We start from the raw sequence: 12,466 nt of genomic DNA, 5'->3' as shown, positions 1-12,466 counted from the left end.
GCTTCCCGCCCTGGTCTCCGGAGCCGAGGCCGCCATCATCCCGGCCGACGTTCGCGCCTTCGCCGTCGCGATGGACGAACTGGCGCAGTGGGTCGAGCGGTTCGGCGTGATCCCGCTGAGCGAGAGCGAGGCCAAGCGCACGGCGCAGATCGCCGACGTGGTCCGCGGCTACGACGCCGCCCTGTCCGATCTGCCGGCGGACCTGCTGCTGTCCGCCGTCCGCAAGACGATCGCCACCCACCGGTTCCGGAACCTTCCGCTGCCGGCCGACATCCGTGCCCATGCCGACGCCGAACTGGCCGAGCGCAAGGCCCGTCTGCTCCGCCTCAAGACCGCCGCCATGATCGCCGAGCGGGAGGCCAAGGCCTGCGCCGAATACAGCGCGCCGCGAGAACGGACGCCCGATCAGGTCGCGAGCTTCGCCGCCGTGGTCGCCGAGGTGAACCGGATGGAGGTGGCGCCCAAGACAGTTCCGAAGGCGCTGGGAGACCTGAAGCCGGAGGAAACCGACCGTCGGGAAGCCATCCGCCGCGTCATGGCCGAGACCAAGGGGTTTCGTCGGATCCCGAAGCCCGGCGAGCGGCGCGAAGGGGAGGTGGCATGATGGGGGAGGTGACCGACAACGTGGTTAGGTTCCCTGGCTGGACGCGGAACCCGCTCCCAGTGCGCGATGTGCTGGAGAACACGGACGCCGACAAGCTGTCCTACGTCCTCGTGCTGGGCGTGACGACGGACGGCAGGCTCTACGCCGGCAGCAGCGAGGCAGATGTTGGACGTTCTCTGCTGGTGGCTCAGCGGTTCGTCGCAAAGACGATCGCTGGCGAGTTCTGCGAGGTGCCGGAATGAAGCCGGTTGAACTGCGCTGCGCCATCGTTGCGCATGTGGCCGCCGCCGGCATGGGGATGAAGATGCCCGGCGGCATGCCGCAGGGGGAGGTGACCCATGGGTGAGTTTCTGAAGGGAGCGGGGCGACTGACCGTCGCAGCGGTTCTCGGGAGCCTGATCCTCCATGGGGTGATCAAGCGCGCTGATCCGGTGGCGCAGATCGTGGGCGCCATCGTCTTCTCAGGTTGCCTGATAGCCGCCGCGGTCTGGTTCAAGAAGCCGGGCGTGGTGCAGGTCTACGGCAGTGACTGGCGGGTCCGCGCGCCGGCGCCAGCAGAAGTCACTAAAGCATCCGCTAGCGGGGAAGGGGCGCCGAGTTCTTCCGCGTGACTTTTCTGGAGTGCTGGTAAGGTGGTTAAGAATTACATGGCATAAGATGTTACGGGAATACTTGGGCGTTGCTTCAAAGAAAAACGCCGTAAACTTTGCGAACGGTTTTGTTTCATCTTCGCATCCGACACGCGGCGAATGACACAATGACACAACGAGGCTGATACAGCATGGCTGCATACGGATACATCCGGGTCTCGACGGACGAGCAAGCCACTGAGGGGCATAGCCTTTCTCAGCAAAAGGCCGTCATCGAGACCATGGCCGGGCGGGTCGGTCTGGAGGTCGCCGACTGGTTCACGGAGGCCGGCGTGTCGGGCAAGACGCCCCTCGCCGACCGGCCGGAGGGTCGCCGCCTGCTGGCCGCCATTGAAGCGGGCGATCAAGTATTCGCAAGCAAAGTCGACCGCATGTTCCGCGACAGCGCCGACGCCCTGGCTGCCGTCTCCCGGCTGGCGAAGTCGGGGGTTGCGATCCGGTTCGCCGACGTGCCGGAAGACCCCTCCACCGGCGTCGGCCGGCTGCTGTTCACGGTGCTGGCCGCCTTCGCGCACCGGGAAGGGGAGGCGGTTTCCGAAAGGACCGCCGCCGTCGCCGCGAAGATGAAACGGGACGGCAAGCGCACCGGCGGCCGGACCCCGCTGGGCATGACGCTGGACCGGGAGCGAAAGGAGCTGACCGGGCAGGACCAGCAGCGCCGGCTCGTTGCCCGGATGGCGGACCTGAAGGCGACCGGTATGTCGCTGCGGCAGATCGCCGACACCCTCACCGCGGAGGGGGTGAAGGTCAGCTTCGCCACCGTCCGCCGCTACCTCGATCGGGCTCCGGCCCTGCAGGCCGAAGGAGCCGAAGCATGAAGGCCAAGAAGAAGCTCGCCCGCACCCGTGGCCGGAAGCGCCGGGACTGCATCCGCCAACCGAACGGCCAGCCGAGCCGCGTGCAAAAGGGACCGACCATCTTGGAAGCTGCGATTGAACAGAGGGCTGTGGCAATGGGCGTGCCGACCAGCGCGACGGTGGATCAGCGGATGCGCCGCCTGCTGCTGTCCAGCGAGGCCGGGCACCCGCTCGGCCGGCTGCTGCTGACCGAGCGCATCACCGATCGGTTGTTCAAGGCTGGCAGCAGCTACGCGATCCTGCGGCGCCGGTGGGATCGGCTGGCCGATGCGCCAGGCCGCCACCCACGCACCCCTCGCCTGCCCATCGCCGAAGAGTGCCCGAAGGACTTGGCGCCCGAGGTGATCGATATGCTGGCCTGGGAGCGGGAGGCCGACGTGGATGGCGCGTGGCTCCGGGCCAAGCTCCATGTTCGCGCGATCCGGCGAAGGATGGCCCGCCACCCGGACGCCGCAGAACTGCTGACGGTGCTGGAGGCGGTGTGTGTGGACGAGGCTGCGCCGGCTGTGGCGTGCTGGCTGCCGCTGCTGCGCCGGGCGCTGGAGGAGGTGGCGATCCACTTCCGGTTGGAGCCGGATGAGGATGAGGAGTAAAACGCGCGCCTACCACAACCGCGTTAACGATTTAGTAACTCTCTACCCATATCGTGCAATTAATGCATCCTCGCCACGAGGTGCGAATGGAACCCCGCCCGGTCCTGCCGGCGCGGGGTTTCCGCGTTTTGGAGCCCCCCAATGCAGCGAGCAGTTGCCGATATCGCCACCGCGGCGGGGGCCGTTACGTCCCCATGGTGGTTAGACGCCCTCCACCAGGGCTATCAGGGTTTCATGGCCGGCGGCGCCGCGATCTTGCTGGGTCTGCGGCTGGTCGTGGCCTACCGGGAGTGGCGGGGGAAGAAGCCGTGAGCGCCGCCGACCTGCTGATGGTCGTGGCGGTTGCCCTCTTCACCCTGCACTGGGCGGGCGTTTGGGATGACGACCATGACGACTGACCGCAAGCCTCTCTCCCAGGCCATCGCCGACGCGGCGGACCTGATCGACTGCGTGGCCCAGCGCGAAGCGTACCGGCAGGCGACCGAGCTTATCGGGCCGGCGCTTCGTGGCGTCGATGGGCGCATGCCTGCCGGGGCGATGGACGGGTGGACGGCTGAGCCACGGGCGGTGGGGTGAGTTAAACCCCCGGCTGAAAAAGTATCAGGAGAAATCAGATGGCGGGCGGAGGCAAGCGTCCGGGCGCCGGCCGCCCCAAGGGCGTGCCCAACAAGCGGAATGCCGAGACCGTCGCGAAGGCGCAGGCGGTCGGCATGCTGCCGCACGAGTTCCTGTGCGCCATTGCGCAGGGCCTAGAGATCGACGGCGAGAAGCCGACCTTCGAACAGCGCATCGACGCGGCGAAGGCTGCGGCGCCGTTCTTCGCGCCGAAACTGGCGTCCGTGAACGCCCAGCATTCCGGCCCCGGCGGCGGGCCGATGCGGATGGTGGTGGAGAGGCACATCATTGATCCTTCGCCGAGTGAAGAATAGCGAGTACGCAGGCGCCTACGGAATTGACCATTCCAAAGCAGGATACCGTCTGCGGCGCGGTTGGCCGCTGGAGCGCGTTTTCAGTAAGGACGACTATCGACGATGACGAAGCTCAAGATCGACACGCCCCGAGTTTTTGCGCCCTTCTTGCGCCCTTCGCGGTACAAGGGCGCTTGGGGGGGCCGAAGGCAGCGGTAAATCCCACTTCTTCGCCGAGCTGATGGTGGAAGCAGCCCTGATGCGCCCCGGCCTGCGTGCCGTCTGCGTCCGCGAGGTGCAGAAGACGCTGAAGGAGAGCGCCAAGCGGCTGATTGAGGACAAGATCACGAAGCTGGGCATGAGCAGCCAGTTCGACGTGCTGAACACGGAGGTGAAGACCCCCGGCGGCGGCGTGATCCTGTTCCAGGGCATGCAGGACCACACGGCGGAGAGTATCAAGTCGCTGGAAGGCTTCCAGATCGCGTGGGTGGAGGAGGCGCAGACGCTGTCCTCCCGCTCGCTGGAGATGCTTCGCCCGACGATCCGCGCACCAGGATCGGAACTGTGGTTCTCGTGGAACCCGCGCAACGCCAGCGACCCGATCGACACACTGCTTCGCGGCCCCGAGCCGCCGCCGGACGCCATCGTGCGGAAGGTCAACTACTCCGACAACCCGTTCTTCCCGAAGGAGCTGGAGGACGAGCGGGCCTTTGACCAGCGGACCAAGCCCGGTCGATACGGCCACATCTGGCTTGGTGAGTACGAGCCGACCGCCATTGGCGCCATCTGGGACCGCCTGGTGCTGCACCGGAACCGCGTGGAGGCGGCGCCGTCGCTGGATCGCATCGTCGTGGCGGTCGACCCGGCGGTGTCGGCGGAGACGGGATCCGACGAACACGGCATCGTTGCCGCTGCTGTCGGGCACGACGGGCACGGCTACGTGCTGGAGGACGCCTCCACCAAAGGAACGCCGCGGCATTGGGCCGAGCGCGCCATTGCAACCTATGACCGCTTCGACGCCGACTGCATCGTGATCGAGCGCAACCAGGGCGGCGACATGTGCCGTTACACGCTGGAGAGCGTCCGGCCGGGCATCCGGATCGTGGAGGTCACGGCGACACGCGGGAAGCATGTCCGGGCGGAACCGATCAGCGCGCTCTATGCGCTGGACCGCGTACATCACGTCGGCACCTTCGAAAAGCTGGAGAGCCAGATGTGCCAGATGACCGCCGCCGGCTATGAGGGCGACGGCAGCCCGGATCGGTGCGACGCACTGGTCTGGGCGCTGACGGAACTGTTCCCGGCTGTCACCGCGACCCCAGCCAAGCCGGCCGAGGTCGATTATCGCATGCCTGTAGCGGGCGGATGGATGGGCTGAGATGGACGACACGCTGAAGGAAGCCCGCGACGCATTCGCGGCCTGCCAGGACGCCGAGGCCGAGAACCGCGCCGAGGCCCTGGACGACATCCGCTTTGCCCGGATGGAGGAGCAGTGGCCGGACGCGATCCGCGAGCAGCGGAAGCGCGAGGGCCGTCCCTGCCTGACCATCAACAAGCTGACCGCCTTCACGCGCCAGGTCATCAATGATGCCCGGCAGAACAAGCCGTCGATCAAGGTCCATCCGGTCGACAGTTCCGCCGATCCGGCGACGGCCGACCTGATCAACGGCCTGATCCGCAACATCGAGTACACCTCGAATGCGGACGTGGCTTATGACACCGCGGCGGAATGCGCGGTCACAGGTGGCGTCGGGTATTTCCGCGTCGGCATCGACTATGCCCACGACGACACGTTCGACCTGGACATCCTGATCCAGCGCATCGCCAACCCGTTCTCGGTCTACGGCGACCCGCACAGCACGGCGGCCGACAGCAGCGACTGGAACGTGTGCTTCGTCACCGAGACGATGAAGAAGGCCGACTTCGAGCGGAAGCATGCCGGCGCGGCGAGGGTCAATTGGGAGGCCGGATACGGCGACCTGCAATCGCCCTGGGTCGATGGCGACGATGTGATGCTGGCTGAGTGGTGGCGCCGCGAGGAGGTGGAGCGGCCCATCGTTCTGCTATCCGCGCCGGCGCAGATGCCGGACGGGTCGGAGCTGCGCATCCTCGATGCCGAGTTCTACGCCGCGAACAAGCCCATGTTCGACGGCCTGGGGCTCACGGTCGCGGCCGATCGCGTCACCCGATCGTGGAAGGTGACGCAGACGCTGATGACCGGCGCCGAGGTGCTGGAGAAGACGGATTGGGCTGGGAAGTTCATCCCGATCATCCCCGTCTATGGCGATGAGGTGAACGTCGAGGGCAAGCGTTACTTCCGGAGCCTGATCCGCTCCGCCAAGGATGCGCAGCGGATGTTCAACTACTGGCGGACGACGAGCACGGAGCTGGTGGCGCTCGCCCCGAAAGCCCCGTTCATCGGGCCGAAGGGGTCGTTCAAGAGCGATGCCGCGAAGTGGGCGACAGCGAACGTCCAGAGCCATGCCTACATCGAGTATGACCCGGTGAACGGCGGCGCCCCGCCGCAGCGCCAGCCCTTCGCGGGCGTGCCAGCCGGCGCGCTGCAGGAGGCGCTGAACGCCAGCGACGACATGAAGGCGATCCTCGGGCTCTACGATGCCAGCCTCGGCGCGCGGTCGAACGAGACCAGCGGCAAGGCGATCATGGCGCGGCAGCGGGAGGGCGATGTCGCGACGTTCCACTTCGTCGACAACCTTGTCCGCGCTATCCGGCACGGCGGCCGGGTGTTGCTGGACCTGATCCCGCACGTCTACACCGGTCAACGGATCGTGAGGATCCTCGGCCAGGACAAGAAGCCGCAGAACGTGCCGCTCGGCCAGCCGATGCAGCTTCCTGACGGGACGGAGAGGGTGTTCGACCTGTCCGTCGGCAAATATGACCTGACCGTCGAGGCCGGGCCGAGCTTCACGACGCAGCGTGAAGAGATGGTTTCGGCGCTGACGGACCTGATCCGGGCTTATCCGCCGGCTGCCCCGGTCGTCGGCGACATCCTGATCCGGAACATGGACATCCAGGGCGCCGAGGAGATCAGCGAGCGGCTCAAGGCTCTGCTGCCGCCGCAGCTGCAGGGGCAGGACCCGCAAGCGCAGCAGGCACAGCAGGCCGTCCAGCAGCTTCAGCAGGCGCTGGAGCAGATGAAGGCCGACAAGAGCCTGGACGCCCGCAAGGTCGACATCGACGCCTACAACGCCGAGACCAAGCGCATCCAAGCGACGCAGGCCGGCATGCCGCCGGAAGCCGTCCAGGCCTTGGTGCTGCAGACGCTGCAGGCCGTGCTCCAGTCGCCCGACATCCTGCCGCCGGCCAGCCCGCCGCCTGGCGCTCCACCCATGCCGCAGGGGATGCCTCCGCAGCCCCAGCCGATGCCCAACCAGCCCGCCAATTCGGCGGGCTTTTTCATGCCCTCACCAACCCAATAGGGAGTGAACCGTGCGCACCATGCATTTCGGCCCGCTGCCGTGCCTTTCACCCGACTTCGAAGGGGCCGGAGGCGGCGCCGCGGAGACCAATCCGGCCACTGATGGCGCATCCGGAGCGCCGGAAGGGGAGGAAGTCTCCACTGAGCCCGTCGAGCATGACGATCAAGCCGCAGGCGAGGACGACGGCGAAGGCGGCGACGCCCAGCCCGAGGACGACGCCGAGGAAATCGAGCACGAGGGCCAGAAGTTCAAGCTGCCCAAGGCGTTGAAGCCCCTGCTGATGATGCAGCAGGACTACACGCGCAAGACCCAGGAGGTTGCCGAGACCCGCAAGGCACTGGAGACCGAACGCCAGTCGTTCACCCAGCAAGTCGAGGCGGAGAAGGCGAACATCCAGGACGTTGCGCGTCTGGTGAACATCGACGGGCAGCTTGAGCAGTACAAGGCCGTCAACTGGCAGCAGTTGGAGCGGGATGACCCCCTCCAGGCGCAGAGCCTGTGGCGGCAGTTCCAGCAGTTGAAGGAAGCCCGGCAGGAACTCGCCGGGTCGCTCTCGCAGAAGATGCAGCAGCGTAGTCTGGCGGCGCAGCAGGAGACTGCCAAGCGCATCCAGGAAGCCCACGCGACGCTCTCGCGGGACATCAAGGGCTGGGGTCCCGAGCTGGCAGCGAAGGTGTCGGATTTCGGCCGCACCGCCGGCTTCTCGGATGAGGAGCTGAGCGGCACGACCGACCCGCGCGTCGTCAAGGTGCTGCACCTCGCCATGCTCGGCCAACAGCTCATGAGCAAGCAGATGGCCGGAGCCCGCCCCGCCGGGCAGCAGCCGGCGGCAAGACCCGCCCCGACGGTGGGAGGCGCCGCGCGTGCGGCGAAGGACCCCGGCCGGATGACGACGGCCGAGCTCGCCAAGTATCTGCGCGAGTAGGCCCCGCGAAAGCAAACCTGACTTCAGACGGAGCAATCCAAGATGGCGAATACCACCCTGACGGCAAGCATCATCGCCAAGGCGGCGGTGGCGACCCTCGACAACGAACTCGTGATGGCGAACAAGGTGTTTCGCGGTTACGAGGAGGAGTTCGACAAGAAGGTCAACGGCTACGAGCCCGGCGAGACGATCTCGATCCGCAAGCCGACGGACTTCACCGTCCGCGATGGCGCTGTGATGAGCACGCAGGACGTGACCGAGGGCAAGACCACCATCACGGTGGACAAGCGCAAGGGCATCGACTTCAAGTTCTCGTCTCAGGACCTGACCCTGAACATCAAGGATCTGTCCAAGCGCGTCATCCGGCCCGCGATGGTTCAGCTCGCCAACCAGATCGATCAGGATCTGATGGCGCTGTACAAGACCATCCCCTCGTGGGTCGGAACCCCGGGCCAGACCATCAACGGCTACACAGACTTCGCGCAGGGGCCGGAGCGCATGGACGAGCTGGCGAACCCGACCGACGGGCGCTGCGCCGTCCTGTCGCCGTCCGACCATTGGGGCCTGCTGGGCTCTCAGTCCGCGCTGTACATCCAGGACGCGGCCAAGGGGGCGTATCGCAACGGTTCGCTGGGCATGATCGGTGGTGTCGACACCTATATGAGCCAGAACGTGCCGACGCACACGGTCGGCGTTGCCACCGGCACGCCGCTGGTCAACGGCGCCAACCAGACCAGCACCTATGCCGCAGTGAAGGACACCAACACGCAGTCGCTGGTCACCGACGGCTGGACGAACTCCACCACCGGCATCCTGAAGGCTGGCGATGTGATCACCATTGCCGGCGTCTATGCCGTCAACCCGGTGACCAAGGCCGTGCTGCCGTTCCTGCGGCAGTTTGTGGTGACGGCCGACGCGGACAGCGGCGCCTCGACTGGATCGGCGACGCTGACCATCTCGCCGGCCATTGTGGTGTCTGGCGCCTTCCAGAACTGCTCGGCTGCCCCGGCCGACAATGCGGCGATCACCGTCATGGGAACCGGCGCCACGGGCTACCGGCAGAACCTGATCTTCAACGAGAAGGCCTTTGCCCTGGTGTCGGTCCCGCTGGTGGCTCCTCCGGGCGCTGTCGACGTTGGCCGCGAGACCTACAAGGGCATCAGTGTTCGCGTTATCCCGGTCTACGACGGCACCAACGACGTGTCGAGCTGGCGCCTGGATGTGCTCTACGGCGTCAAGACCATCGACCCGCGCCTGGCACACCGCCTGAGCGGCAAGCCGTAAACCTTCCTCCCCAGCCTCCGGGCTGAACTTCGCGAAAGGGCGTCCTTCTGGGCGCCCTTCGCGCTTTCTGGAGCACAACATGACCGAGAAGACCGAGAGGGCCGAGAAGGCCGAGGGCGGCGCCTGGGGGCCGGCCTGGATGTACGGGCCGGACGGAGAGGCCCGCATCTTCCACAAGAAGGAAGACGTGCCGAAGGGCTGGGCCGACAGCCCCGCCAAGCACAAGAAGGCCGCCGCCGAACCGCCGGCCGAGTGACGCGAGGGAGACCAGATGGCGATCACCTCATATGCCGAGCTGCAGGCCGAAATCGCCAGCTGGCTCAACCGCGACGACCTGGCCGGAACCATCCCGTCATTCATCTCCCTGGCCGAGAGGACGATGTTCCGGCAGGTCCGCATCCGGCAGATGCTGAAGCGTGTCCGGGCCACGCTGGACGAGGATTTCGAGACGCTCCCCGACGACTTCCTGGAGGCCGTCTCCCTCAAGCTGCTCACGACGCCAGAGACGCCGGTCTCCGCCGTCGAACCGGCCGTCATGGACATGCTGAAGGCCCGCGGGTCGACAGGCCGCCCGCGCTACTTCGCGCCCATCGGCAACGACCTCACCGTCTATCCGGCGCGCGATCAGGATTACACGGTGGAGCTGCTCTATTACGCCCGGCCGGATGCCCTGTCTGGGTCGGTTTCGTCCAACGTCATCCTGGCTACATGGCCTGACCTCTACCTGTGGGGTTCCCTGGCTGCCTCCGCCCCCTTCCTTCGGGAAGACGAGCGGATTGCGACCTGGGGCAGCCTCTACCGCGGCTCTCTGGCCGAGGTTGGCGAGGCCGACCCGCCGGTGCGCGCCGTCGCGGCGCCTCTGCTGACCGAGCTTTCAGATTTCGCCGCTTTGAGGGGCTTCTGACATGTCGACCACCTGGACCGACGTCATCACCGGCGTCAGTGACGTCGTGGGGCCGGCCGTCGACGAGGCGACTGTCGGGGGAGAGCGCCTGGGCGACCTGCTGCCCAACGCCTCGGCCTTGACGGCGACGGCGACGGGCGGCACGACGGCGCGGACGTTGGCGGCGCGAGCCGCCGATGCCGTGAATGCGAAGGACTTCGGGGCGACCGGCGGCGGCGTGTCGGACGATCTCGCTGCGCTGAACGCTGCCGCTGCGGCTGCCAATGGCGGCCCGGTGCGCCTCCCCCGCGGCACCTATGCCGTCAGCGCGGCAACCGCGCCTGCTGTATGGCTGCTTGAGGATGGGGTCACGGTCACGGGGCTCTCGGATGTTGGCGGCGCGCCGAAGGTGCCGGACACCTCCAGGCTGACCGGCCGCATCTTCCACATGGTGAACCGCACGCATGGGCTCGGCTTCCGGCTTGGAGATCCCGACCCCTGGCTTGAGCGAAACATTCGCCCGTGGACCGAGAGCATCGCCGAGGTGGCGGTCCTGTCGTCAACGGGGCTGATCGGTTTGCTCACGGCCAGCCGCAGCAGCGACGATCCGACGGCGAATATGGCCGCCATCGGCCATGCCAGCTACGGCATCAACGACAACACGACCAACAAGGAACCGGCGTGGGCGCAGTATCTTGAGATGCGCCGCAGCTCCGGCGCGGGGGCGACGTATTGCGCCGAGATGGACGCGGTCAACCTGGGTGACACGTTCGATGTCGGGCCATATACGCTGTTCTCCGGCACGACCGGACAGACAGCCCTGTTGTGGCTCGGGAATGGCGGCGGAGACCCTGCGCTTGGCGGCAACACGCTGAGCGGCGCCATCATCCTGCACACCAACGTGGCGAACGTCTCCGCAACACCGAAGTACCGGCGCGGCATCATCATCCAGAAAGGCTCGCTCGATCCGGCCATCAATGAGGCGCTGTCGGTGCATGCTGACGCGCGGGTCGCTTGGTATGACGCTGCCGGCCTCATCTCCTTCCTGCACGACTACGGTCAGCAGCAGACGCACAAATCGGACACCGCATCCGACGCGGCTTTCCAGGATTTCTACCGGAAGCGGGCCGACGGAACGACCGCAACCGGCAGCCTTGACCGCGTCCACCGCGCCCGCTTTTGGGGGTACAGCGGGTCGGCAGACTACCAGGGCGCATCGACGCAGGTGATCCAGCGGAGCGCCTTCAGTGGTGGGAACGCCCGCTTCAGCTACGACATCAGCGCCAAGGCGGCCGACGGCACGGATTGTCAGGTCACGCTGAACGGCGTGGCCGACAAGAGCTTTTCGCCCTTCCCAGACGCCACGGTGTCGCACGGCGATGCGTCGTTCCGCTGGACGAGCGGCTACTATTCCGGCTCGGTCGTTGTGGGATCCAGCACGCAGAACGCCACGCTGACGGCGACGACGCTTGCCCAGACGCAGCTGTCGGACAGCACGGGGCCGACGCATACCTATTCGCGGAAACGCGCGGACGGCACCACCGCGACGGCGAATTTTGACCGCGTGTATCGGGCGAACTTCAACGCCTACACCGGAGCGGCCGACTATGGAGCCGGTTATGTGCAGGTGCTTCAGAGGAGCAGCTTCAGCGGCGGAAATGCGCGTTTCAGCTACGACATCGTAGCGAAGAACGCAGATGGAACGGATTGTCAGGTCACCCTAAACGGCATCGCCGACAAGGCGTTCACGCCATATCCCGACAATACGATCAGCTTCGGCTCATCGTCCGCGCGCATCTCCCAGTTGTATGCTGGCACCGCCACGATCAGCACGTCCGACGAGCGCGAGAAGCAGGACATCGCCGATATCCCGGACGACGTGCTGAATGCCTGGGCCGAGGTGGAATGGAAGCGCTTCCGCTTCGCCGACGCCGTCGCCGCCAAGGGAGAAGGCGCGCGACTGCATACCGGCGTGATCGCGCAGCGTGTGCTGGAGGCTTTCAATCGGCACGGGCTCGACCCCTTCGCGCATGGCGTCCTGTGTCATGACGCGTGGGATGACCAGTACGAGCCGGTGCTCGCCACGCGGATGGTTGCCGATGGCCAGGGCGGGGAGGTGGAGGAGGCCTACGACACAGGAGAGCGCCGCCTCGTGCTCGCGGCCGGTGACCGCTACGGCGTGCGATACGAGGAGGCATTCGCCTTCGAGGCCGCGTTGATGCGCCGCAGCACCGAGAGGCAGGAAGCCCGTATAGCCGCCCTGGAGGCGCAGCTCGCCGCCATCCAGCCGCCGGCACAGCCCGAATAGACCCATCACACCAG

At 66.6% G+C, this 12,466-nt stretch carries 13 protein-coding genes; all 13 read left to right on the top strand.

Annotated features, from left to right (window positions below):
* Window positions 1-600 precede the first annotated feature (600 nt).
* The 13 genes from M5E06_RS10390 (at window position 601) to M5E06_RS10330 (ending at window position 12,452) form a co-directional block, all read left to right on the top strand.
* A complete protein-coding gene (locus M5E06_RS10390; RefSeq protein ID WP_252138102.1) occupies window positions 601-846 on the top strand; it encodes a hypothetical protein in 246 nt (81 codons plus the stop codon).
* A gap of 96 nt (window positions 847-942) precedes the next feature.
* On the top strand, window positions 943-1,215 hold the full coding sequence (locus M5E06_RS10385) for a hypothetical protein (protein WP_252138101.1): 273 nt from the start codon (window positions 943-945) through the stop codon (window positions 1,213-1,215).
* Between the two features lie 170 nt (window positions 1,216-1,385).
* Window positions 1,386-2,072 (top strand): recombinase family protein, encoded by a 687-nt coding sequence (locus M5E06_RS10380; protein WP_252138100.1) that lies wholly within the window; start codon window positions 1,386-1,388, stop codon window positions 2,070-2,072.
* Window positions 2,069-2,704: a hypothetical protein gene (locus tag M5E06_RS10375; RefSeq protein WP_252138099.1), complete on the top strand. Its 636-nt coding sequence runs from the start codon at window positions 2,069-2,071 to the stop codon at window positions 2,702-2,704. Before M5E06_RS10380 ends, M5E06_RS10375 begins: the two co-directional genes overlap by 4 nt.
* 387 nt (window positions 2,705-3,091) lie before the next feature.
* The gene (locus M5E06_RS10370) at window positions 3,092-3,280 is read left to right on the top strand and encodes a hypothetical protein (protein ID WP_252138098.1); all 189 of its coding nucleotides are present in this window, start codon (window positions 3,092-3,094) and stop codon (window positions 3,278-3,280) included.
* Window positions 3,281-3,318: 38 nt separating this feature from the next.
* Window positions 3,319-3,633, top strand: a complete 315-nt coding sequence (locus M5E06_RS10365; RefSeq protein ID WP_252138097.1) for a hypothetical protein — start codon at window positions 3,319-3,321, stop codon at window positions 3,631-3,633.
* Window positions 3,634-3,769: 136 nt separating this feature from the next.
* Window positions 3,770-4,990, top strand: a complete 1,221-nt coding sequence (locus M5E06_RS10360; protein ID WP_286208645.1) for a PBSX family phage terminase large subunit — start codon at window positions 3,770-3,772, stop codon at window positions 4,988-4,990.
* A gap of 1 nt (window position 4,991) precedes the next feature.
* A complete protein-coding gene (locus M5E06_RS10355; RefSeq protein ID WP_252138095.1) occupies window positions 4,992-7,052 on the top strand; it encodes a portal protein in 2,061 nt (686 codons plus the stop codon).
* Window positions 7,053-7,062: 10 nt separating this feature from the next.
* Window positions 7,063-7,977, top strand: a complete 915-nt coding sequence (locus tag M5E06_RS10350; RefSeq protein ID WP_252138094.1) for a hypothetical protein — start codon at window positions 7,063-7,065, stop codon at window positions 7,975-7,977.
* Between the two features lie 42 nt (window positions 7,978-8,019).
* Entirely contained in the window at window positions 8,020-9,261 is a 1,242-nt protein-coding gene (locus M5E06_RS10345; RefSeq protein WP_252138093.1) for a P22 phage major capsid protein family protein, read from the top strand.
* 79 nt (window positions 9,262-9,340) lie between these two features.
* On the top strand, window positions 9,341-9,517 hold the full coding sequence (locus tag M5E06_RS10340; protein ID WP_252138092.1) for a hypothetical protein: 177 nt from the start codon (window positions 9,341-9,343) through the stop codon (window positions 9,515-9,517).
* A gap of 15 nt (window positions 9,518-9,532) precedes the next feature.
* Window positions 9,533-10,165: a phage adaptor protein gene (locus M5E06_RS10335; RefSeq protein ID WP_252138091.1), complete on the top strand. Its 633-nt coding sequence runs from the start codon at window positions 9,533-9,535 to the stop codon at window positions 10,163-10,165.
* A gap of 1 nt (window position 10,166) precedes the next feature.
* Complete coding sequence (locus M5E06_RS10330; protein ID WP_252138090.1) at window positions 10,167-12,452, top strand: tail fiber domain-containing protein; 2,286 nt, start codon at window positions 10,167-10,169, stop codon at window positions 12,450-12,452.
* The last annotated feature ends 14 nt before the right edge of the window (window positions 12,453-12,466 follow it).

This window comes from Azospirillum sp. A1-3 (assembly GCF_023806445.1).
Taxonomy (GTDB): domain Bacteria; phylum Pseudomonadota; class Alphaproteobacteria; order Azospirillales; family Azospirillaceae; genus Azospirillum.
This window is presented reverse-complemented; position numbering and strand designations above follow the sequence as displayed.